Annotated in this window: 13 protein-coding genes; 7 read left to right on the top strand and 6 right to left on the bottom strand. The window is 49.8% G+C overall.

All coding sequences use genetic code 11. The features are described from left to right. Nucleotides 1–12 precede the first annotated feature (12 nt). The 6 genes from metG to HMPREF9944_RS08235 all read right to left on the bottom strand — a co-directional run bounded on the left by metG (nt 13) and on the right by HMPREF9944_RS08235 (nt 9,961). Nucleotides 13–2,076: a methionine--tRNA ligase gene (gene metG / locus HMPREF9944_RS08265; RefSeq protein WP_008565708.1), complete on the bottom strand. Its 2,064-nt coding sequence runs from the start codon at nt 2,074–2,076 to the stop codon at nt 13–15. Between the two features lie 139 nt (nt 2,077–2,215). Next, on the bottom strand, nt 2,216–3,202 hold the full coding sequence (locus HMPREF9944_RS08260) for an Acg family FMN-binding oxidoreductase (protein WP_008565706.1): 987 nt from the start codon (nt 3,200–3,202) through the stop codon (nt 2,216–2,218). A 130-nt stretch (nt 3,203–3,332) separates the two neighbouring features. Further along, nucleotides 3,333–4,226 (bottom strand): hypothetical protein, encoded by an 894-nt coding sequence (locus HMPREF9944_RS08255; protein ID WP_244861138.1) that lies wholly within the window; start codon nt 4,224–4,226, stop codon nt 3,333–3,335. Nucleotides 4,227–4,468: 242 nt separating this feature from the next. After that, nucleotides 4,469–6,946, bottom strand: a complete 2,478-nt coding sequence (locus tag HMPREF9944_RS08245; protein ID WP_008565703.1) for an ATP-dependent Clp protease ATP-binding subunit — start codon at nt 6,944–6,946, stop codon at nt 4,469–4,471. A gap of 122 nt (nt 6,947–7,068) precedes the next feature. Beyond that, entirely contained in the window at nt 7,069–8,559 is a 1,491-nt protein-coding gene (gene cysS / locus HMPREF9944_RS08240; protein ID WP_008565702.1) for a cysteine--tRNA ligase, read from the bottom strand. A gap of 592 nt (nt 8,560–9,151) precedes the next feature. Further along, complete coding sequence (locus tag HMPREF9944_RS08235) at nt 9,152–9,961, bottom strand: NUDIX hydrolase (protein ID WP_044113528.1); 810 nt, start codon at nt 9,959–9,961, stop codon at nt 9,152–9,154. 437 nt (nt 9,962–10,398) lie between these two features. On the opposite strand from HMPREF9944_RS08235, the gene HMPREF9944_RS08230 reads away from it, so the two are divergent. The 7 genes from HMPREF9944_RS08230 (at nt 10,399) to HMPREF9944_RS08200 (ending at nt 24,263) form a co-directional block, all read left to right on the top strand. Further along, the gene (locus HMPREF9944_RS08230; protein ID WP_008565700.1) at nt 10,399–12,762 is read left to right on the top strand and encodes a porin family protein; all 2,364 of its coding nucleotides are present in this window, start codon (nt 10,399–10,401) and stop codon (nt 12,760–12,762) included. A 31-nt stretch (nt 12,763–12,793) separates the two neighbouring features. Continuing rightward, nucleotides 12,794–13,186: a hypothetical protein gene (locus HMPREF9944_RS08225; protein WP_008565699.1), complete on the top strand. Its 393-nt coding sequence runs from the start codon at nt 12,794–12,796 to the stop codon at nt 13,184–13,186. 105 nt (nt 13,187–13,291) lie between these two features. Next, entirely contained in the window at nt 13,292–16,186 is a 2,895-nt protein-coding gene (locus HMPREF9944_RS08220) for a glycosyl hydrolase (RefSeq protein WP_008565698.1), read from the top strand. Nucleotides 16,187–16,248: 62 nt separating this feature from the next. Continuing rightward, complete coding sequence (locus HMPREF9944_RS08215; protein WP_008565696.1) at nt 16,249–18,501, top strand: glycoside hydrolase family 3 N-terminal domain-containing protein; 2,253 nt, start codon at nt 16,249–16,251, stop codon at nt 18,499–18,501. Continuing rightward, entirely contained in the window at nt 18,501–19,994 is a 1,494-nt protein-coding gene (locus HMPREF9944_RS08210; protein ID WP_008565694.1) for an NAD-dependent epimerase/dehydratase family protein, read from the top strand. The genes HMPREF9944_RS08215 and HMPREF9944_RS08210 overlap by 1 nt, the downstream gene beginning before the upstream one ends. Nucleotides 19,995–20,170: 176 nt before the next feature. Beyond that, nucleotides 20,171–22,540, top strand: coding sequence for a family 78 glycoside hydrolase catalytic domain (locus HMPREF9944_RS08205; RefSeq protein WP_008565692.1), 2,370 nt, complete (start codon nt 20,171–20,173; stop codon nt 22,538–22,540). Between the two features lie 118 nt (nt 22,541–22,658). Continuing rightward, nucleotides 22,659–24,263 (top strand): carboxylesterase/lipase family protein, encoded by a 1,605-nt coding sequence (locus tag HMPREF9944_RS08200; protein WP_008565691.1) that lies wholly within the window; start codon nt 22,659–22,661, stop codon nt 24,261–24,263. Nucleotides 24,264–24,267: the final 4 nt, after the last annotated feature.

Raw genomic sequence — 24,267 nt, 5'->3', positions numbered from 1 at the left:
GTACAGACCTTATTAACCCACTTGACTGCCCGGTTTAACCGCTCCGATGGTGGTCGTGACGTTCAAACTGCCGTCAAAATTGACCGCACTAAGTATCATTCCTTGGCTTTCAATGCCCATCATCTTGCGCGGAGCGAAGTTTGCAACGAAGAGAACGTCCTTTCCTACGAGCTGTTCCGGCTCATAATAGGCCGCAATTCCGCTGAGAATGGTACGGTCGGTGCCGCTTCCGTCGTCGATAGTGAACTGAAGAAGCTTCTTACTCTTGGCCACTTTGCAACACGCTTTCACGTGTCCCACGCGGATATCCAGCTTTTCGAAGTCGTCGAAAGCCACCGTTTTCTTCACCGGTTCGGCCTTGTAAGCGACCGCTTCATTGGCCTTTTTGGTGGCCGAAAGCTTGTCGAGTTGCTTCTGAATGACGTCATCTTCAATCTTGTCGAACAGCAGTTCGGGTTCCGAAAGCTGGTGTCCGGGCTTCAAAAGGTCGGTGCTTCCGAGTTCACTCCAGTTGAAATCGGCCATGTTGATGAGCCTTCTCAGCTTCTTGGATGAGAAAGGTAGGAACGGTTCAAAGGCGATGGCGAGGTTCGCAACGAGCTGAAGTGAGATGTAAAGAACGGTCTCTACGCGCTTCGGATCGGTCTTCCAGACTTTCCACGGCTCGCATTCTGTGATGTATTTGTTGCCGATTCGCGCCAAGTTCATAGCCTCTTTCTGGGCCTCGCGGAACTTGAATGCGTCGAGATAGGCCTCAAGTTTTGCCTTCACGTCTTTGAATTCATCGAGTGCTGCGCGGTCTACAGCCTGCAATTCGCCACAAGCCGGCACCACACCCTCCCAGTATTTCTTCGTTAATTGCAGTGCACGATTAACAAAATTGCCGTAGATTGCAACAAGTTCCGAGTTGTTTCGCTCTTGAAAATCCTTCCAAGTGAAGTTGTTATCCTTGGTCTCCGGGGCGTTAGCCGTCAGCACATAGCGCAGCACATCCTGCTTTCCGGGCAGCTCATGCAGGTATTCATGCAACCAAACGGCCCAGTTTCTGCTCGTCGAAATCTTGTCATCTTCGAGGTTAAGGAACTCATTTGCCGGCACATTGTCGGGCAGAATGTAGCCTCCATGCGCCTTGAGCATCGTCGGAAAGATGATACAATGGAACACGATATTGTCTTTTCCGATGAAGTGAACGAGTCGGGTTTCAGGGTCTTTCCACCACTTTTCCCAGCTTCCGAAGCGCTCCGGGGCACCGTCGCACAGCTCTTTTGTGTTGCTGATGTAGCCAATCGGCGCGTCGAACCACACATAAAGCACTTTACCTTCAGCTCCTTTGACAGGTACGGGAATGCCCCAATCGAGGTCACGTGTCATGGCTCGCGGCTGAAGGTCCATGTCTAACCAACTCTTGCACTGCCCATATACGTTGGAACGCCACTCCTTATGCTCATCAAGGATCCATTTCTTGAGCCAATCTTGATAGTCGTTGAGGGGCAGATACCAGTTTTTGGTCTTGCGAACGACGGGCTTTGAGCCCGAAATCGTGGAGTGGGGGTTGATGAGTTCCATGGGACTGAGGTCGCTACCGCACTTCTCACACTGGTCGCCATAGGCGTTCTGGTTGTGGCAATGCGGGCATTCGCCCATGATATATCGGTCGGCAAGGAACTGATGGGCCTCTTCGTCGTAATACTGTTCGGTCTCTTTTTCGATGAGTTTTCCGTCATCATAGAGCTTCTTAAAGAAGTCGCTGGCCAGCTTGTTGTGTGTTTTGCTGGTCGTACGGCTGTAAACATCGAAGCTGATACCAAACTCTTTGAACGAGTCTTTGATGAGTTGATGGTAGCGGTCGCACACGTCTTGCGGCGTGATACCCTCTTTCTTGGCCCGCAAGGTGATGGGAACACCGTGCTCATCGCTGCCGCCGATGAAGACAACCTCCTGCTTTTTGAGTCGCAGATAGCGCACGTAGATGTCGGCAGGCACGTAGACTCCCGCCAAATGACCAATGTGAACGCCACCGTTGGCATAGGGCAATGCCGCCGTAACCGTGGTGCGTTTGAACTTCTTTTCTTCCATTGATTCGTTATTTTCCTTTTCTTTGCATGCAAAATTACAATAAATCGGTCGGAATGCAAAGGAAAAGGGGAAATAATATGACGGTTTCGCACCTATGTCAAAGGGGAAACGGAGGGGCACACGGGCCTGCTTCCGCCTGTTATCTCGGCAACAATACTTCGCAGACAGGCCGTCTTATCGAATAAGGACGAGGCTTCGCATAACCCAATCGGATGAGGATGGTGGGCGTCTCGTCATGGAGATGCAGGCTCTCGGCCATCTTTTCGGCGAGTCCGCCGACCTCGTTGGGCTGATTGAGGAACGCATTCCGAATTCCGAATGCAGTGGCATGAAGCAGCAAGCGTTCGAGGGTTCGGCCCAAATTCACCCACTCTTGAGGCGTATTGTGACGTGTGGTGAAGAGCAAAAAGTGGCTTGATGAGGCGATACATTGGCTGTCGTTCTTGTTCTGCGACTTAGCATTAATTGACTTAGAGATGATGGTTTTCGCGATGAAACGCGGGAGATTGGGTGCCCCGAACACGGCGTAACTGAGTCCGTCGCGGCTTCGCTGACTGTCTTTCTTGTTGTAACGCATCCATTGTTTCAGTTCATTCATAAAGGCAGTGTCATTCATTTGCACGTCATTTCCCTTGTAAACATACTGCGCAATGGTGTCGAATTCGGCCGTTCCCCGCTGAAAGAAATGCACACCGACAGCCGGATCGCAGTCCGTAGACTGCAAGATGGCAATCGTTTCCGGCGCAATCAGCTGTCCGTTATAGCGGCCACGTGTAGTTTGTCTGACGGATATTTGTGTCGCTAAAGGGTCGGAAACGAGGGCTGTTTGCTTCTCCAAGCGAATGGAAATCACACCTTCTGCCGTCACAGAGACATGGGATTGATAGCCTTTCTCTGTTGCTGCGAGACACAGATTCTCTGCAGCACAGCCCAGACTCACGAACATTTCGCGCTCATCGGGGTCGACCACCGGCAGTCGATAGCGGAGATTGGGCCTGATGATGACTTCGTTTTCTTTGATTTCAAACAGCCATGGCTGCGTGTTATGCCCCGATGGAGCTTTTGTTGCCTGCGCAATCATGTAGTGATAATCTGCATCTTGGGCTTGTAAATTGCTGTAAACCATATTTTGTAAGATTGACAATAAACGATTTTCTTATTCATGTCTACATGTATCAAGGCCGTCTTAGTCTTGTAGGTCGGCCTCGACATGTGTCGTACATATACCTTATTGTATAAGAGGATAGGCCATATTGTTATTTGACCAACCTGAATTTCCCCTTCGAAAAAGCGTAGTTCTTGCTGTCCACCGGTATATTCTTGTTGGGCATGGCAATCATTTTCTTGAGGGAAATCCCCTGATGACCGATGGAATAATGCAGATAACAGTTCGCGGTTTGGCCTTTCCAATAGACATTCTTGGCAGTGTAGATGAGCAACCTATCTGTCAGTTTGTGCGTTTTGTCCAAGGAACAAAGGAAGAAACGGCCCTCGCCGATCCGGTCTGTACCGCAAATCAAAAGCAATTCATAGCCATCAAGCGACGGGAGTCGGGCGATATGGCAGTTCGATAAATCCGTTTCTGCGTCTACGAATGTCTTCAGAAGCGGTACGAGCGCCTTGCTTGGTGCGACTGTTCCGGGCAAGTCGATGATGAAATCATAGGAATATTCAAATGGAAAATGAATGAGAGGAAGCCGCTCGTCAAGCGTTTCAAGGCCTTCAGGCTTGGCCGTCGGTGCCCTTTCCAAGCAAACTGCTACGTAGTCCTTATATTTTTCCTTGTCATAGTTGAGGATAACGGGTGCGTCAGGGTCATAGGTTATGTCTTTGAGTAAGTGTTTTTCGGTGTCAAGAACAATCCAACCTTGCGTGCTTGTGCTGTTTTCTCCATCTGAATATGCAAACAATCGAATGACGTAAACCCCGTTCTCGCGTTCCTCTTCAACCTCTGCGTGCATGCTTTTCCTATCAAAAGGCGTCTTGAAATTCGTGCACGACAGCACGAGCTGCCTTAATTTTTCTTCGCAAGACACGCTGGGCCGCCTGCTTTTCTGGGGCGGAATGACAGCAGACATGGCCGACTTTCTCGCATTACTTGCACAAGGTGGCAACATGAAAAGCAGTGAAAAGAGGAATATCCGTATCATGATTCGTTCACTTATGCCCCGCTTTCAATTGTCTGACAAGCGGGTATTGAATGTTACAAATATACGTATTCTATTTCAATTCCGCAAGTTTTTCAACGGTTTTCCTGCGTTAAAATCAGAATGTCCCCACGTATCACGGTCGCTAAATAGTAGCCCCGATACCAGCATTGCTGCCGATATCGGGGCCTATTACAAGTCTTGAAGGTCGCTTTCCCTCCCTTTGGGAGGGCCGGGGCGGGTATTTACTTTTTTATTTTCCCCAGCGTTACCTCCTTGCCTACCTTTCCTTCGAGGATCTTTCGGCTCAAATCATTGAGCACATAGTCTTGAATTGCGCGCTTCACAGGGCGTGCTCCGAACTCAGGGTCATAGCCCAAGTCGGCCAAATCGTCGATGGTTTGCTGCGTCCAATGGAGCATGAAGCCTTGTTGTTCGAGCATCTTTTGCACGCGTTTCAGCTGCAGTTCGACCACCTTTCCTATCTCTTCCTTCGTCAACGGGTGGAAGGTGATGATGTCATCGATGCGGTTCAGGAACTCAGGACGCATCAAATGGGTGAGCTGTTCACGTGTAGCATTGCTCGTCATGATGATGATTGTGTTCTTAAAGTTCACCAAACGGCCTTTGTTATCGGTCAATCTTCCATCGTCAAGTACCTGCAATAGCGTGTTAAAAACATCGGGATGGGCCTTCTCAATCTCGTCGAATAGCACCACACTATAGGGCTTTCTGCGCACCGCTTCGGTCAATTGTCCGCCCTCATCGTAGCCAACATACCCCGGAGGAGCACCAATCAAGCGCGTCACACTGAACTTTTCCTGATACTCACTCATGTCGATTCGCGTCATCATGTTCTCGTCGTTGAAGAGGTATTCGGCCAATGCTTTCGCCAATTCCGTCTTTCCCACGCCCGTTGTTCCAAGGAAAATGAACGATGCTATCGGTCGTTTCGGGTCTTGAAGTCCGGCCCGACTGCGGCGAACGGCATTGCAAACGGCATCTATGGCCTCGTTTTGTCCGATGACACGCTTATGGAGTTCTTCCTCCAAATGGAGCAGTTTGTCGCGCTCGCTCTGCAACATTCGACTCACGGGAATGCCGGTCCAGCGGCTAACAACCTCGGCAATGTCGTCCGCGGTGACCTCTTCTCGGATCAAGGACTCGCCTTCTTGCTTGCTGATTTCATTGCGATGACGCTCTATTTCGTCGTCGATTTGCTTCATTTCACCGTAGCGAATCTCGGCCACACGCTGGTAATTGCCCTCGCGTTCGGCCTGTTCGGCCTCGCGTTTCAGGTTTTCCTTTTGTTCTTTCAGCTGCGAAATCTTGTCCACTTCGCCCTTCTGTGCCTCCCAACGTGCCCGGAACGTCTTCACTTTATCCTTGAGCTCGGCGATTTCCTTCTCCAAGAAAGCAATCTTCTCCGTATCGTTTTCGCGCAGAATAGCCTGTCGTTCGATTTCTTTCTGCTTCAACGTTCGCTCCAGTTCATCAAGCTCTTCGGGTACAGAATCACGTTCCATGCGCAGCTTTGCAGCCGCTTCATCCATCAAATCAATGGCTTTGTCGGGCAGGAAGCGGTCGGAAATGTAACGCTCGGAGAGCTTTACGGCCGCGATACAAGCATCATCTTGTATCCTTACCTTATGGTGGTTCTCATACCGTTCCTTCAATCCTCGCAGGATACTGATGGCATCTAACTCGTCAGGTTCATTGACCATGACCATCTGAAAGCGGCGTTCGAGTGCCTTATCCTTCTCGAAATATTTTTGATATTCCGTCAAGGTTGTGGCCCCGATTGCCCGAAGTTCGCCACGAGCCAAGGCCGGTTTGAGAATGTTGGCAGCGTCCATTGCACCCTCACCTCCGCCAGCTCCGACGAGCGTATGTATCTCATCGATGAACAAGATGACGTTTTGTGCATTGGTAACTTCCTTGATGACGCCTTTCAAACGCTCTTCGAACTCACCTTTATACTTCGCTCCTGCCACGAGTTGTCCCATGTCAAGCGAGTAAAGTTGCTTGTTTTTGAGGTTCTCCGGCACGTCTCCTTTCATGATTCGCTCGGCTAAACCCTCCACAATGGCGGTCTTTCCGGTTCCCGGTTCACCTATTAATATAGGGTTGTTCTTGGTTCTTCGGCTCAGAATTTGGAGCACCCGGCGTATCTCTTCGTCCCTTCCAATGACGGGATCCAGCTTACCTTGGCGCGCACGTTCAACCAAATTGATGGCATATTTGCCCAAGGCTTGATAGTTTTCATCGCCACTTTGCGACTGCACTTTCTGCCCTTGTCGCAACTCTTCTATGGCTTTTTGCATCGCATCTTCAGTGCAACCGGCATCCTTTAAGATGCGTCCTGCGGTGTTATTTCCCTTCATCAAGGCCAGCAACAGCGGCTCGATGGAAACGAATTCATCGCCCCATTGCCCCGAAATCTTCTCGGCCTCACTGAACACTCCGGCTGTTTCATTACTGAAATAAGGCTGACCGCCGTCCACTTTCGGCAGGTGTTGCAACTCCTGTTGCAGTGCCATGGCAATGCTTTGTGCGTTGACACCGAGCTTTTGGAACACGAAATTGACGATGTCCTTGCCCTTATCAACGATGCCGACCAGCAGATGCACGGGCTCAACACTCTGTTGACGGCCTTGCTGTGCGGCTTGCACTGCGGCCTGAACGGCCTCTTGTGCTTTGATAGTGTACTTGTCAAATGTCATTTATTTTCCTCCGATTATGTTTTTGTTCAGCCTTGCACAAAACGCGTGCCCCATACTGTTGTGTGACAACATGGCGCAAGTTGGCGTCAAAATGACACTGCTTGTAATCGAAGAAAAGGGCTTTACCGGTTCAATTTCCATGTGACACCGTCCTTGGTGTCTTTCACTTCGAAGCCGGCCGCAGCCAAAGCGTCGCGTATTTTGTCGCCGGTGGCCCAGTCCTTCTCGGCTTTTGCCTTGGCACGCAGGTCAAGTACCATGTCAACCACCTTTCCGTAGGCCTCTTCGCGGGCTGCATTGTTGGCCGCCTTCTCGCTTTTCAGACCGAGAAGGTCGAAAGCAAAGAGCCGCATCACGTCACTTAACTCCTTTAAGCAGGCGGAACAGATTTCAGCCTTATGGTCGAGAAGTGCATGAACGAGGTGGCAAGCCTCGAAAAGATAGCTGATGACGAGCGGTGTTTGCAGGTCGTCGTTCATGGCATCATAGCAACGGCGACGCAATGACTGCACGAATTTGTCGGTTTCTGCATCACATTGCTTGCTCACGGGCACGCGGTCGAGGTCGGAAATGGCGTCCATCAGCCGTTCATATCCCTTTCCGGCCGCCTGTAATGCCTCGTTGGAGAAGTCGACCGTGCCGCGGTAATGCGCCGAAAGAATGAAGAAGCGGATTGTCATCGGCGAATAGGCCTGCGAAAGACTCTCGTGTGTGCCGTTGAAGAACTGCTCCAAGGTAATGAAGTTGCCGAGGCTCTTTCCCATTTTCTGCCCGTTGATGGTGATCATGTTGTTATGCATCCAGTAGCGCACCATCTGATCGCCTTGGCTGGCCACGGCTTGTGCAATCTCACATTCATGGTGTGGAAAGACAAGGTCCATGCCGCCGCCGTGAATGTCGAAGTGGTTGCCGAGGTATTTCCGTCCCATGGCCGTGCATTCGCAGTGCCAACCGGGGAAACCTACGCTCCATGGGCTCGGCCAACGCATGATATGCTCGGGCTGGGCCTTCTTCCAAAGGGCGAAATCTGCCTGATTCTTCTTCTCGCCCACGCCGTTCAGCGCGCGACTGTTGTTGACGATGTCCGTCAGGTTGCGCCCCGAAAGGATGCCATATTTGTGTGCTTGGTCGTATTTCTCCACGTCGAAGTAGACGCTTCCGTTGCTTTCGTAGGCATAACCATTGTCGAGAATCTCCTTAACCAGCTCTTCCTGCTCGATGATATGGCCCGTGGCATGAGGCTCAATCGATGGAGGAAGCACGTTGAGTGCCTCCATTGCCGCATGATAACGGTTGGTATAGTGCTGCGCAATCTCCATCGGCTCCAACTGTTCCAGCCGTGCTTTCTTCTCAATCTTGTCATCTCCCTCGTCGGCGTCATGTTCCAAGTGGCCCACGTCGGTGATGTTGCGCACGTAGCGCACCTTGTAGCCCAAGTGTTTCAGGTAACGGAACACCACATCAAAGGTGATTGCGGGCCGCGCATGCCCCAGATGTGGGTCGCCATAGACGGTAGGTCCGCAGACATACATGCCCACATTGGGCGCATGCAGCGGCTTGAACAACTCCTTACGGCGTGTGAGTGTATTGTAAATCAAGAAATCCTGTTCCATGTTTTGCGTCTTTTTGAATATGAATGCAAAGTTAATGGAAAAAAGACGAAACGCAAAATAATCTTTTTTATTTATTGGAATGGCCTGCTTTCTCGGCCTTGTTGCTGCGCCAAATGACCGGCGTTTGAATGTAGGGACCTTGACTTTGACCTTTGAACATTGACCTTTGAGCATTGAACTTTGACCTTTAGGATTTGCAGACTTTGAAGTTTGAAATTTGAACATTGAACTTTAGGATTGGCAGACCTTAAACTTTGAACATTGACCTTTGACCTTTAGGATTAGTCCTATTATTAAGTTGATTTGTAAGCAAGAGGCATGTAGGGACGCACGGTTCGTGCGTCCGTTCCGGGGGAATGCCCAGCAAATGCACATATTTGGTTAAGCGGACGCACGGACCGTGCGTCCCTACACTCGCTCAAACGGTTTTGTGTGTCGGCCATGTTGATAATCAACGACTTGTGCCTTGTGTTTCAATCCCAGCCATATTGCGCACTAATCTCAGCCATATTAGCGTGCAATATAGGCCATATTACGCGGTGAAATGGGTGAGATTGGAATGTTGGAACGTGACACTCCGAATGAAAGGCGGCTATAATATCAGGGCTTCATTCTGCTCAAGGAACTCATCATACCTCACTTTATCGAACATATATAAATAAGGTGAGCGGTGAGCACCGATGTTTCGCGTTTCGTTTGTCTTGACAATGATGCCGAGGTTGGTGAGTTTTTTCGCAAAGTTTCGCGCATCAAGCTTCTTACCCAAGATGGTTTCATAAAGCGATTGTATCTCCGGCAGGGTGAATTTGACGGGCAACAGCGAGTAACCGATGGGATGAAAGACAACATGATGGCGGAGACGGTGGAGCGCATCTGCTATCATTTGGCGGTGATTGAAGATGAGTGGCGGCATCTCGTCAAGTGAAAACCATTTGCATTCCTCGGAATAGAGGTCGCCCGATGGCTTCACTTGCGCGTATTCTGTCAGGGCGAAGAAACCGATGGTCAGGAATTTGTCGAACATCCAGAAGTCGTCATCTATCTCTATTCCTGCATTCTCCAACAACTTCCTTATGTTGTTCTGCTTGCCCCATGTGCGTTCGGGTGCAGAGTAGACCATATATTGCTGCAATGTGAGGCCTTTCAGGCGCGTTCTGTCTTGCACCACCTTCTGAGCGGCCTCTTCTGCCGTCTGATTCCGCCGTATGTAGCCCCCCGGAAGCATCCATTCGTGCGCGCTGAACTGTGGTTTCTCCAGCAAAACCTTCAGCGAACGTTCGTGATAACCAATGATTACGATGTCAACACTGATGTTATGATAGAAGAGTTTAGGGCTTTCTCTGACGAACTTGCGTGCTTCTTCTATGGATATGGGGAATAAATGACTGAGATTTCCGTCCATGTTTCTTTTCGTTTGAAGCAAAGTTACAAAGTTTTTATGACAATATTGCCGCGCATTACAGATAATTAATAGAAATTGTTGCAGGCTTCTATCTACCCGAACGCATGGCACATGACGCAGACATCGCCCCTGTTTGCATCGGCTCTATGCGGATTTTCGATGCGATTATCCGTGATTAGGCTATGAAAAATAAGCGGATTAACCACACTGAGAAGTGTAAAATAAATATAACTAACACTTAATTAATGATAAATTTTCTGTATGTTGTAAATCAAAGGATTGTATATAATATTCTAAAACACAGAATATTACGTGATAATAGCAGGGAAACAGCTTGCAAATAAAACTAAAACGTAATTTTGACGTTTTGAATATTAGTTTTACATTTGCGGCAAATAATTACATCATATAACCTAACTTTTAAAAGAACCTGAATAATGTCTGAAATTAGAAAAAAGAACATGAGTTGCCGACAAGGCAGCTTCTTGCTGACAGGTGTGCTTATCTTTAGTTCGATGAGCCTTCATGCTGCAAAGGTAAAGAGCCTTTCTTCCGAGAAGAAAGACTCGGTGGTGGCAAACGTTTCCAACGTGAACGGGAAAGAAGTGAAAGGACGTAATGTCATGTTGGGCGCAGGTGACAGCTCTACGCCACGTACGCTGAATATTGGTCTGCCTTTTTCGGGCGACATTCTCATCAATGAGAACGACTTGCCCGTGGTCTATACCTTCTGGACACAGATACCTACGACCTGTTGGCGCTATGATTCCTCGCTTGGAGCCATGGGCGTGATGTCCTTTTCAGAGGGCGCACTGCAATATGGTAAGGTGGGTTACATCGTAACTTCCTCTGATCGCGAACCCGGACGCAAGTTCCGTGGCTATGGTGGCGTGAACTTTTCGAGCGAAGGTAATGCAGCTTACGACCTGAACATCAGCACGCCGATAGGCAAGGGCTGGGGAATTTCACTCTCGGCCAGCGAGATTTACAACCATGGATCATTCGATAACCTTCAGTTTGCCAACTGGCAAGACCGCTATGAAAGCTTCAAAGCCGGTGTTTACAAGAAGTATGAGCGTGGTCAGGTGGGCTTGCTTTATAAGTATGCCATGGCCCGTCCCATCACAGGTTCATACACTCCGTATCGCTATTTGGGCAATGGAAAGACCGAAGGTTTCAACGGTTTCGACCCCGGAAGGGACTCTTATATCGTTGGAAACGGCTTGTTCCCTTACATTGACTTCTATACGGGGAAGGAACGAATGGCAAGAATGGGTGCAGATTCAGTGTCTCGGAACGTGAGCCACGCGTTCTATCTCTACGGTAACCATCGCTTTGGGGAAGACTATAAGCTGAAGTGGTCGATGATGTACATGCACTCCGAGGTCGCCCTCACGATGCAGTATCCTATCAGCATGAACATCTATGACAAAGCCGACGATGCTTTCGGCGGAGCCAAGCTCTATTTGCCGAATTCGGTCGTGCCTTATGAAGGTGCGGTGCAGATGATTGCATCGCAATACTACCCCCAAGTGGGCATCAACCAGTTCATGTCGAAAGGCGAACTGACCAAGTCTTTCGGGCAACATAACATGCGTCTTGGCCTGACCTATGTGTATTACAACGCTCCCATACTGCAACAGACCGGAACCTACGTGCAAACTGTGGAGAACCACCCGCGTTTGCTCTCTTTTTTGCCTGCTTATCCCGGCGTGACACAGACATTCTGCCTTGGTGGAACAGGGTCTTATTCACGTGCATTCACCAGTAAGACCGCGCTTTACCTTGCCGATGATTTCCGTTTGAGCCAAATCATCAGCGGAGGTGTGGGTGCTCGGTTGGAAATGCAGACCGGAAAGAACCATACGTTCCCTTATCCCAACAAGAACTACAGCGACTTTGCCGCCATGAAGGCTGCACATCCCGATGCTATCGACGACTATGTGTATAAGACAAACGCCAAGTTCAACTATGTACTGACTGGAAATATCCTTGCACAGCTCACCAAACCGTTCGGTCTGATGGCTGAGGCTACCTATAACCGCTACTATTCTCCCTACACCGACTATGCGGAGAAGAACGCATTCGGCGCACCTAAGGATGCCAACTACCCATTGCGAAACAAGTTGTTCAGCCATTTCGAAAGCGTAATGTATGCCGGTGGCGGTATTTACTTCAATCTTGGACAGTATATCAATCTGGTTTCCAAGCTAACCTACATCAACAAGCATAATATTGTTACGTCCGAGAATTTATATACAGCTCTGGGACAGTACAATATCTATCCGATTACCTACGACATCAAGACATTAGGCTGGACAACCGACGTGATGTCGTCCATAGGTAACTTCAACATGCATGCCTTGTTGACGCTTCAGAACCCGAAATATAAGAACTATGCCTATTCAACGCCCGATGGTTCGGCAAGCTACAGCTATGATGATAAGATTATTCCGACCCTTTCGAAGGTGATCATTGAGCTCGATCCGAGTTATTATCTCTGCAACCGCGACGTGAGAATATGGGCCAGTGCGCGCTATTTCGGCAAGCAATACGGCAATAAGACAAACACCATATCTTATAAGGGCTGGTGGGAAACGTTCTTAGGTGTTGATTGGAAGGTCAACCGTAACCTCAGTTTGAAAGGCCAAGTGCGCAATCTGCTGAACCAAAAAGGCGTACAAGGCTCCCTTGTTGGTGGCGAACAGATTACCAATGAAAGCCAAATGATCGGCAAAGGTTTCGTGGCTGAGCAGATACGTCCACGTTGCGTAGAGGTCTCAGCAAGCTTTAATTTCTAACAATAATATTAATAACTAACAACAAGAAGCTATGAAGAAAGTAGTATTGATGCTGCTCGTGATGATGATGACCATGAGCGCGTTCGCACAGACCGCGAGTAAGGCAGACAAGACCGGTGAAGAATTCTTCCTCGGTAAGTGGGAACTCTTGGTAGAAGGACTCCCTACGGGTGATGCCAAGATGCTATTAGTGGTAGAAAAAACCGCAGATGGCAAGTATAAAGGGACTATCGGAGGTACTGACGGAAGTGGAATGTCACCGCTTACCAAGATAGTTATCGAGCCAAAGACCATGACCGTGAACTTCAACGGACAGGGTTTCGATGTGCCTCTTTACCTTGACAAGGACAAAGGTGAGACCGTCACGGGAAGCATGAACGACATGTTTGATGTTACCGGCAAGCCTTTTGTTGAAAAGAAATAACGTTTAGGCAGGCCTATTCCTATCCCTAATTTCGTTAACACAAAAGCTGCAGGTAACTAAAATAGGGTTACCTGCAGCTTTAGATTATCGTCTAATGCTTTTGATATGAACAAGTTTTTCTCCATTCTTACCATTTCGGGCCTGCTGTCAGCCTCTGTCATGGCTGCCGATTCATGGTTTCACCCGACGAGTTTCAGTTCAGTGGCGTTCCGAAACCCTTCATTGGAGTATGCTCCTTACACGCGTTGGTGGTGGCCGGGCAATGATGTCACGCCGCAAGAACTGGAAAGAGAAATTCGACTCTTTGCCGAACAGCATCTCGGTGGTGTCGAAATACAACCCATGTCTCTTGTTATGCCCTGCAAAGGGAAGGGGCGTGCCGACCGTATCATGAGCTATGACACACCGGCCTACTATAAGAACCTTGCTGTGGTGATGCAAACTGCAAAGCAATATGGGCTCACTGTAGACCTCACCGATGGCAGTGGGTGGCCTGCCGGCGGTGCACATATCACGGAACAAGAGAATAATCAGACGTTAGAAGTGGGCATTGCAGACCTTATTCCCGGCAACTATATGCCCGTATCCGTCCCCCGTGCGCAGCGAGGAGACTGTCCGTCGGCCCGGCTTGTGGCTGTAGTGATTGCCAAAACAACCGGAAAAGCCGATTCAACCCTGCTGCTCGATAGAAACAGTGTGAAAGATATTACGGCGGAAGTGAAAGACGGAAAGGTCGTTACTGCCGTGAAAGACCGAGGTTATAAACTGCTTGCTTTCTGGCAGATGGCCGACATGGAGAAGCCAATGTTGATGGCAAGCCGCGATGTAGGCTTTGCCATGAACCATTTCGACAGTACGGTTGTGGCCAAGAACTATGAACATTACCTCGGTAAACGAACCGGATTAGAACCTTATATGGGCCATCCGCTCCGTGCACTCTTTAATGACAGCTACGAGTTCCGTGCCAATCGCCACTTCGCCGATGACTTTATCGCCACATTCAAGAAGAACCGCGGCTATAATCCCGTGCCCTTTCTTCCTGCCAACATTTGGTATGGCTATAACAACATGTATGAACGAATGGCACATCCCGGGAATCAACCGCTGTTTGCCTTTGATGACAACGATTGGCGGCTGCGCTATGACTACGATCTCACCCTCAGTGATTTGCTACGACAACATCTTTTAAAAGGATCGACACGTTGGTTGGAAAGCCGGGGCATGTTGCATCGCACGCAAACTTATGGACTCAGCATGGATATGATAGGAGCTACCGGCGATGTCTCCATTCCCGAGACTGAAACGATGATTTTTTCAAAGGCTTGTGAAGCCGGTTATAAAATCATTTCGTCAGGTGCTCATCTTTATAATCGCCCAATTATCAGTTGTGAGACCGCCGTTTTCTTTAACCGTGTTTTCTTAACTACGCCTCAGAAGCTGAAGATCACGGTGGACAAAGTGCTCACAAGCGGTGTCAATCAAATCATCTGGCACGGAACCCCCTATAGTTACTTCCCCGATGGCTATCCCAAAGAAGGCTGGTATCCGTTTTTCAATAGTTCGTTAGGCGTGAACTTCTCGACGTTCTTCAGTGAACAGAATCCCTTTTGGGCCGACTTCCGCGATATCAACAGCTATACCCAACGTGCACAATACCTGCTTCGATGCGGTAAACCACAGGCCGATGTGTTGATTTACTATCCTTTCTTGAAGTTCCCTGAAGATGCCTATAATCCTAAAGAACTGCTTATCGGGGGCTGTCTTCCCGAAACGGAGCCCGAACTGGATAAGGATGACAGCAGGCCTTTCAATTCTGAGACCGAATCTAAATGGTTGAAGCAATTGTGGCCGCTTATTGACAAACTCAATGCCCGAGGTATCACTTGGGATTGGGTGAATGACGAGTCATTGCAGGCCGCACAGGTGGCTTCTGACAGCACAATCGCTATTCGGGGCAACCGCTATCAGGGGCTTATCCTCTATCATCTGCCTTACATGCAACTTGAAACTGCACTGCAACTGCCTCGCTTGGCGGCCGCCGGAGCACGCATCATCGCAGACGGGGCGTTGCCGAAACTGCAGCCTTCTTACCATGATTGGCAGAAAGCCGACAGTACTTTGTGCATGGCTATGCGTAATCTGGCGACCCAACCCACCGTGAAAGATGGTGCAGAAGGACTTGCCTTGTTGCCTGTTCCTTTGGAAAGTAAATCCCCGACAGACTGTTTCCGACAGACACGTCGCATTCAGGAAGATGGCAATATCCTGCAGATGTATTGGAACGAAAGCCGGCAATGGCAGACACTGGAAGTCAGAAACCACACCACGCACAAGTATTTTTATTGGCTGAATGCCGAAGATGGCAGCATGACACCGGCCAGATTAGATGCCAATCAGGCGCTGCATCATACCTTTGCACCACTTTCTACGGCCTTCCTGTTAAGCAGTGACAAGCCGATAAAGATGGAAACAAGCGTAAATCCTACGGCGAAAGTCGCCGCAGACTTCTCTCCCAAGCGAGCAAAACTCGTTTGTGAGCTGTCGAGATGGACCATTCATATCGATAGCTTGGATAGGAATGAGGACGCTCAGGGGGCCGTTTCGGCCTACATACGTACGGACTATGCGTTGTGTGATTGGCGCACAGACAGTGTGTTATGCTACAATGCGCGTCCTTGTATCTATACATTGACAACGAAATTACCCATCAATCGCAAGAAGCATTACGTCCTCGACTTGGGTCAGGTGTATCATGTTGCCTCGCTGTCCATCAATGGTCATGAGGTAGGTAAACGCATTTATGCTCCTTATACTTTTGACATTACACCTTATCTTCGCCGCGGTGAAAACACTTTCCAAGTGACTCTCAAGCCTTCGCTCTACAATGCATTGGTGAAACGTGGGCTCAACGGCGACCGACTCTTCAAACTGTTGAAGAAGAACGGAGGGCTTGCGGCCGAAGGACTGGCTGGTCCCGTGCGGCTTTATGAGCAACCTTGAGGTCGTTTCCTCAACATCATACATGACATTCTTTTCTATATCAAAACTTATCTTTATTAAATATGAACATCAAAACCACCTTTCGCTTCGCACTCGTTGCCTTTTGTGCAATGACATTCCGGGGCGCATCAGCCGACAATCTTCCCCAATTGGGCAAGTCTCCCATTAAAGACGTCATCAAAGCAATGACGATCGAAGAGAAATTAGAATTCATTCATGGCACGGGCATGTTGATATCCAACACCAATGGTCCCGTGGCCGGCAGCATAGGTAGCGTGGTTCCCGGTGCAGCTGGTACCACATTTGCCATTCCCCGACTGGGCATTCCCGCTATTGTCATGGCCGATGGCCCGGCCGGATTGCGAATTGACACCCTGCGCGCAGGCGATTCACGACGCTATTATACCACCGCATTCCCCACAGGAACCATCGTTGCCTCGACATGGAACCCACAGCTTGCTCGCAAGATGGGCGAAGCCATGGGCGAAGAAGTGAGGGATTACGGCGTTGATATCCTGTTGGCGCCCGGTGTTAATATCCAGCGTAACCCACTTTGTGGGCGAAACTATGAATACTTCTCCGAAGATCCGCTGCTTTCGGGCATCATGGGAGCGGCCATTGTTCAGGGTATTCAGAGCAACGGCGTGGGCGCGAGCCTCAAACACTTTGCCGTCAACAATCAAGAAACAAGCCGTTCCTCTGTCGATGCCGTCATTTCGCAACGTGCCCTCCGTGAAATCTATTTGAGAGGCTTCGAAATTGCAGTTAAAAAAGCGTTGCCTTGGACGGTCATGAGTGCCTATAACAAAATCAATGGCACTTACTGTTCGGAGAATCCATGGCTGCTTACCGATGTGTTGCGTAGTCAGTGGGGCTTTAAGGGCATGGTGACGACCGACTGGTTTGCCGGACGCAACTATGCCAATCAGCTCAAGGCAGGTAATGATTTGCTCATGCCGGGGCGTAAAGCCGAGACAAAACGCATCAAGACTGCATTGGAAAGCGGACAGATTACAGAGGCCGACATCGACAAAAACGTGGAACGCATTCTGCAATTAATCCTCAAATGTCCTGCTTTCAAGCATTACCAGTATTCCAATCACACCAATCTGAAAGCGCATGCAGCCATGGCTCGGCAGGTTGCCGAGGAGGGAATCGTGCTGTTAAAGAACGATGCTCAAACGCTACCCTTGCCAAAAGGCCGTCTCACCCTGTTGGGAAATTCAGCATTCGACACCTATATCGGTGGCACAGGAAGCGGTGAAGTGGCCAAAGCCTACGCTATATCGGTTGCCCAAGGCCTTGAAATTGCCGGCTATAAGATTGAAAAAACGCTTTTCAATACCTATGTCCGACACATCGCAGATGAGAAAGCCAAGCTGCCAAAACGCACGAACATACTGCAGAAAATCGATAATCTGCCCGAGAAAACATGGACGGAAAGCGAGCTGAAACAGATGGCTTCGGCTTCTGAAGCGGCCTTGATTACCATCGGACGCAATGCCGGTGAGGGGGCCGATCGCAAGGTTGAGACCGACTATCTGTTGAGTGATGCAGAGCAAAGTCTCATTTCCAACACCGCAAAGGCCTTTCATGCGCAAGGCAAGAAAGTCATCGTTGTGCTCAACATTGATGGTGTTGTCGACGTGACTTCATGGCGCGACCAAGCTGATGCCATTCTCGTTGCTTGGTTACCCGGGCAGGAAGGAGGCCGTGCATTGGCTTCTGTCGTGACCGGAGAGAAGACGCCTTCGGGCAAACTTGCGCAGACTTTCCCCGTGCGCTACAGCGATGTGCCTTCCGCAACGGCTTTCCCGGGCGTGCCAATCAGCTATCCTGACAGCACAATCTACAATGAAGGCATCTATGTGGGCTATCGTTATTACACCTCAAAGGGCGTTCCTACGGCCTATCCTTTCGGTTATGGACTGAGCTATACCACGTTTGCCGTGAAGCAGCTCAAGCTGAACAGCAACGCATTCAAGGACAAACTCACGGCCACGGTCACGGTAACGAATACCGGAAAGAGGCCGGGAAAAGAGGTCGTGCAGCTTTATCTTAGTGCCCCGGCGACAAAGATTGACAAGCCACGAATGGAATTAAAGGGCTTCATCAAGACGCGTTTGCTCCGTCCGGGAGAGGCTCAAACGCTCTCATTCACACTCTTTCCCGAAGACCTTGCCTCATTCTCTGAGCAAAACCAAGCTTGGGTGGCCGACAAGGGAAGCTATACGGTCAACATAGGCAATTCGTCTGAGCACATCATGCAGCGTGCTTCGTTCGTGCTTAACCGTCAAATCAACATCAAACCCTAATGAAAAAGCAAAATATTTTCCTGACCGGAGCCACCGGACACATGGGACATGAAGGCCTGAAACAACTCGTCAGGCATCTCGATATCTACAACCTGACCTTGCTCGTGCTCCCCACCGAGCACGACCGAAAGGTCATTGCACCTTATGAGCAGCTGGAAGGTGTGCGCGTGGTCTACGGAGATCTCACCGCCTACGCCGACGTATTGAAATGCGTCAATGGCGCAGATGTGGTGCTCCATGTGGGAGGATTGGTCTCTCCGGCGGCCGATTATCACCCCGAACGCACGCTCGAAGTGAACGTCACAGCCGTAAAAAACATCATCAAAGCCATCAAGGCGCAGCCCGATCCCAACAACATCAAACTCGTTTATATCGGAACCGTGGCCGAAACCGGCGGCCGCAATGCACCCATTCATTGGGGACGGGCAGGCGACCCCATCAAAATCAGCGTCTATGACTTCTATGCCTTGTCGAAAGTTCTGGCCGAACGCGAGGTCATTGAAGCAGGTCTTAAGTACTGGGTCTCGATGCGTCAGACCGGAATTCTCTATCCCGAGATGCTCAACAACCTTGACCCCATCATGTTTCATGAGCCACTCAACGGCGTGTTTGAATGGGTTACGGCCGAAGATTCAGGCCGACTCTTGGCCAATGTCTGCGATCCCGATGTGCCGGAAGCGTTCTGGAGGCATGTATATAATATAGGTGGAGGAGCCGAATACCGCACGGTGAACTGGCAATTTATGAACATGTGCTTCGGAGCCTTGGGCATGGGACGCATTGAAAAGCTGTTCGAACCGCGCTGGTTTGCCACACGTAACTTCCATGGACAGTGGTTTTCAGACTCCGATAAGCTGGAAGTCTACCTGCATTTCCGTACGGGAAGCGTCGCAGACTTCATCAGTGAGATGAAAGAAAAGGCCCCGATGAGTACGAAATTTGCCCATTTTGTGCCGTCATGGGCCATTAAAAACATGGTTTTCAAGCCCGTTGCCAACAAGCCATTCGGCACACTTTTCTGGCTGAAACACAATGTTGAAGACCGCATTCACGCCTTCTTCGGCAGCCGGGAAGCATGGCAACAGATACCGGGGTGGGAGCAATTCGCCTTGGAAAAGCCTTCGATGGAGATGCAATTGCTTGACCATGGCTATGATGAAAGCAAGCCCGAGGCCGAGTTGGGCATTGAGGACATGCGTCAGGCTGCCCTCTTCCGTGGAGGAGAATGCCTCTCCGAGACCATGACAAAGGGCGACATGGCTACCAAACTCACGTGGCGTTCGGCCCAAGGAGACGTGTTCGAGGCCTCCCCGGCACTGGTGCTGCTGGCCGGACATTGGAGCCCCAAGACCCTTCCCATGCCTTGGAACTATGACGAAGAGGCCCGCCTTAACCCCTTCTTTGCGCAGGTTTGGTATCCACATCACGATAAAACCGAACACCATGTCTATGACGAGCGCATCCTTAAAGATGAAAGTTACGCAGCAACCTAAACCGAACGACCATGCAACTTCAGCCATTTCACCGTGCAATCTCAGCCATATTAGTGTGCAATTTCAGCCATTTTGCTGCGCAATATGACCTATATGGCACGGTAATTGCAGGGAGATGGTAACCCGAACATCGCATGACCGTTCTGCAGCATCACCCATTCATAAAATCATCACCTATGAGAACAACCTTTCTTGCATGCCTTTTTTTGGCGTTGTCAACATTTAGCTATGCCGCATCTGAGGTGAATCCCGAGCTGCAACAGAAGCGATGGCGCGCCTATTGGATTGCCGCTCCCGGCGCATCGCCCCAAGGATACGGTGTTTATCACTTCCGCAAGCAACTCCATTTGGCCGAGAAACCCGGACATTATCGCGTACATGTTTCGGCAGACAACCGCTATCAGCTGTTTGTCAACGGCACGATGGTGTCCTTGGGACCGGCACAGAGCGACCTGCTTCACTGGAACTATGAGACCGTAGACATTGCCCCTTGGTTGCAAAGTGGCGACAACACGATAGCTGCCACGGTGTGGAACTACGGCACGGACGGTCCGTTGGCCCAGATTTCACTGCGCACGGCATTCATTCTTCAGGGCGACACCCAAGAAGAGGCTGCCGTGAACACCAATCCTTCGTGGCTTGTGACCGAAGATAAAGGCTGCCAAGCACTGAAACCCACCGTGCTGGGCTACTTCGTTGCGCCTTATGGCGAGGTCATCGACATGACTAAGGCCGAGAAAGGTTGGCAGTTGAACGGCTATGATGCCACGGGTTGGAAGCCGGCAGAACCCATCATGGCCGGTTCTCCCAAGGGTTTCATGGCTACCGATGGCACAGGTTGGATGCTTGTTCCCTCGCCGTTGCCGCAGATGGAACGCTCGTTGCAACGCTTGTCGGCCGTAAGGAAAGCCGAAGGTGTGAGGGTGACGAAGGCATTCCTCTTGGGAAAGGCGCCCATTACCATTCCGCCGCACACGCGTGCCGTCATTCTTTTCGACAACGGACAGAATACCAATGCCTATGTTCATTTGGATTTCAGCAAAGGAAAGCAGGCCACGATGGCACTCACCTATGCCGAGTCGCTTTATGACAGGAAGACAATGGAGAAAGGTGACCGCAATGCCGTTGAAGGGAAAGTCATTTTCGGTGTGAAAGACAGTATCATTGCGGCCGGAGATGAGCAGGCATCGTATGCATCGCTCAATTGGAAGACCTTCCGCTACCTGCAGTTGAGCGTCGAAACCCAAGAAGAACCCCTCGTTCTTAACGACCTCTACGGCATATATACGGGCTTTCCGTTCCAAAGGAGGGCCACCTTCGCTTCTTCCGACCCTGCGTTGGCGAAGATGTTTGATATCGGTTGGCGCACAGCAAGGCTCTGTGCGATGGAAACCTACATGGATTGTCCTTATTATGAACGGCTGCAATACCTCGGAGACACGCGCTTGCAGATGCTCGTTTCCTATTATAATACGGGCAATGACACGCTTGCCCGCAAGGCTATCTGCGACATCGACAACTCCCGTCTTGCTGAAGGTGTGACCGAAGGACGCTATCCTGCACGAGGAACGAACGTCATTTCGCCCTTCTCGCTCATGTGGATTGGCATGCTGCATGACTATTATATGTATCGTCCCGACAGTGCTTTCGTTAGTCAACACCTGCCGGGAATGCGCCAAGTACTCTCGTTCTTCATGCAACACACTGGGAAAGACGGCACTCTGAAAGACCTTCCGTATTGGAACTTCATGGATTGGGTGGAGCGTCAACGCCAATGGAAGATGGGTGTTCCGCCCAAAGGGAAAGACGGTTGCTCGGCCATTCTCGACCTGCTTCTGCTGCGTGCCTATCAATGGGCAACCGATTTGGAGGCCCATCTCGGCAATCAGGGCATGGCCGATGGCTATCGACAGCGTGCCGATATGCTGGCAAATACGATTCAACGCAAGTATTGGGATACCGACAAACAGTGTTATGCGGACGTCAGCAACAAGAAATACTTCTCGCAACACGTGCAGGCACTCGCCATTCTCTGTGGTTTGGTGAAAGGAAAGCAGGCTGAACAATTGGCCGAATGTATGCTGCGCGACTCCACCATGGCCGAAGCAAGCATCTATTTCAAGTATTATATCAACCGCGCCCTTGCCAAAGCAGGACTTGGCGATGCCTATCTTGACGGGCTCGGTATATGGAACGACTACATGAAACTCGGCATGACGACATGGGGAGAAGACTCAAAATTGATGAATACCCGCAGCGATTGTCATGCATGGAGTGCCAGTCCGAACATCGAACTGCTGCGCACGGTGCTCGGTATCGATACCGATGCGCCCGGTTTCGCCAAGGTTCGCATCGAGCCCCACCTCGGTCGTCTCACACAAGCCTCGGGGTCGGTTCCCCATCCTTTGGGCATGATACGCGTTGCCTATCAGAAGAAGGGGAAAGACTGGAACATACGCATCACATTGCCTAAAGGCCTCCGTGGCAAGTTCATCTGGAAAGGACGCGAGAATGAACTAACGCCCGGTGAAAACGAATTGAAATGAAAAGATGAGAAAAGTAATCTTCTTATATTTTTTCCTGCAGTGTTGTCCTTCAGTAATTGGAAATAGCAGCTGTTTGGTATCATTCTGATGATGAAAAAATAATAAATAACGACCACATATGTATAACAGACTTTTTTTAACTTTAATGGTTTTAGTACAAGCATTGGGCATAAGCGCTCAAAACAACGTTAAAGTTAAAGTGGAAGAGGGTATCTTAGTTGGTACAGATGCTTCGGGTATCAAGGTTTTCAAAGGCATTCCTTTCGCTGCTCCTCCCATAGGAGACCTACGTTGGCGTGAGCCACAGCCTGTCACAGCTTGGAAGGGAGAAAGACAAGCTATGGACTTTGGACCCAATCCCATGCAGGAGGCGATTTTTGGTGATATGAATTTTGGAACGAAATCCATGAGCGAAGACTGTCTCTACTTGAACGTGTGGACACCTGCTAAGACCATGAAAGAGCGATTGCCCGTATTGATTTATTTCAATGGAGGCGGATTGATGGCTGGTAGTGGTAGCGAGCCCCGGTATGCAGGTGAGAAGATGGCACGCATGGGGATTGTTGCTGTGACAGCCAATTATCGGGAAGGCATCTTTGGCTTCTTTTCATTACCAGAATTGTCGAAAGAAAATCAATGGCATGGCAGTGGCAACTATGGGCTCATGGATCAAGCTGCCGCCATACGATGGGTTAAGCGCAATATTGCAGCTTTCGGTGGTGACCCAAATCGAATTACCATTGCAGGCGAGTCTGCCGGTTCTATCTCTGTAAGCGCATTGATGGCATCGCCCATGAGTAAAAAGCTTTTTGCGCAGGCCATAGGGTCCAGTGGCTCAATCTTAGGCTTCCGACCACTGCCCACTTTACAAGAAGCTGAGGAGGATGGGACTAAACTGATGACGAAAATAGGCCGTCATCTGCTTAGCGAATTACGTGCAATGCCCGCAGAAGAGCTGATGAAAAAAGCCCATATTCGGAAAATGCCCACACCTTGTATTGATGGAATGTTCTTTACCGAGCAGCCCGAGAAGACCTTTGCCAAGGGAAGTCAGGCACAAGTGCCCCTACTTTTAGGTGGAAACAATCAGGAAATGACACTTTTTGTCAGCAACATAGAACAGGCCAAAGAATTTGCACGACGTACCTTCGGTGACGCAACAGATGACATTTTCCCACGCTATGGTATTAAGACAGAAGCCGACCTGAAAGGTCGTCAGGGTATAGACTTAGCTTCCGATCTCTTTCTCGACTTTTCAACTTGGCGTTGGGGGCACATGCATGCCAAAACGGGTGGCCGGCCTGTTTACCGGTACCGTTACTGTCATCCGCGTCCAGCTATGAAAGATAAAGGAAAAGTGGCAGGTCTGGCTGGTGGAGTGCAGAATGTAGCCGAAGGACAGGCAGAAAGTCAACGTGACAAGGGAGCAGTACATTCAGCCGACATTGAATATGCTATGGGAACCCTACCCACCAATCTCGTCTACAATTGGCAACCAGAAGATTATATAATGTCTGATATCTTCAATGGCTACTACGTCAATTATATTAAGACAGGGAATCCCAATGGTCTTGGTCTTCCGGAGTGGCCTTTAGTCAACGGAAAGGTGCCAGAACCAATCCTTCAGCTTGATGTCAATGTCTCTGTGGAGCAGGATATGCAACGTGAGAATCGCTATAAAACAATACTGCAATACGTGTGTAAAGAACAGATTCCAAAGTAACAGC

Source organism: Segatella maculosa OT 289, assembly GCF_000243015.1.
Lineage (GTDB): Bacteria > Bacteroidota > Bacteroidia > Bacteroidales > Bacteroidaceae > Prevotella > Prevotella maculosa.
The sequence above is the reverse complement of the archived record's forward strand: the minus strand, read 5'-3'. Positions and strand labels throughout refer to the sequence as shown.

Excerpts from the sequence above, each read along its gene's own strand:
- HMPREF9944_RS08230 (WP_008565700.1), top strand. The coding sequence starts at position 10,399 with ATGTCTGAAATTAGAAAAAAGAACATGAGTTGCCGACAAGGCAGCTTC.
- HMPREF9944_RS08260 (WP_008565706.1), bottom strand. The coding sequence starts at position 3,202 with ATGGTTTACAGCAATTTACAAGCCCAAGATGCAGATTATCACTACATG.
- HMPREF9944_RS08255 (WP_244861138.1), bottom strand. The coding sequence starts at position 4,226 with ATGATACGGATATTCCTCTTTTCACTGCTTTTCATGTTGCCACCTTGT.
- HMPREF9944_RS08225 (WP_008565699.1), top strand. The coding sequence starts at position 12,794 with ATGAAGAAAGTAGTATTGATGCTGCTCGTGATGATGATGACCATGAGC.
- HMPREF9944_RS08220 (WP_008565698.1), top strand. The coding sequence starts at position 13,292 with ATGAACAAGTTTTTCTCCATTCTTACCATTTCGGGCCTGCTGTCAGCC.
- HMPREF9944_RS08210 (WP_008565694.1), top strand. The coding sequence starts at position 18,501 with ATGAAAAAGCAAAATATTTTCCTGACCGGAGCCACCGGACACATGGGA.
- HMPREF9944_RS08235 (WP_044113528.1), bottom strand. The coding sequence starts at position 9,961 with ATGGACGGAAATCTCAGTCATTTATTCCCCATATCCATAGAAGAAGCA.
- metG (WP_008565708.1), bottom strand. The coding sequence starts at position 2,076 with ATGGAAGAAAAGAAGTTCAAACGCACCACGGTTACGGCGGCATTGCCC.
- HMPREF9944_RS08205 (WP_008565692.1), top strand. The coding sequence starts at position 20,171 with ATGAGAACAACCTTTCTTGCATGCCTTTTTTTGGCGTTGTCAACATTT.
- HMPREF9944_RS08200 (WP_008565691.1), top strand. The coding sequence starts at position 22,659 with ATGTATAACAGACTTTTTTTAACTTTAATGGTTTTAGTACAAGCATTG.
- HMPREF9944_RS08245 (WP_008565703.1), bottom strand. The coding sequence starts at position 6,946 with ATGACATTTGACAAGTACACTATCAAAGCACAAGAGGCCGTTCAGGCC.
- HMPREF9944_RS08215 (WP_008565696.1), top strand. The coding sequence starts at position 16,249 with ATGAACATCAAAACCACCTTTCGCTTCGCACTCGTTGCCTTTTGTGCA.
- cysS (WP_008565702.1), bottom strand. The coding sequence starts at position 8,559 with ATGGAACAGGATTTCTTGATTTACAATACACTCACACGCCGTAAGGAG.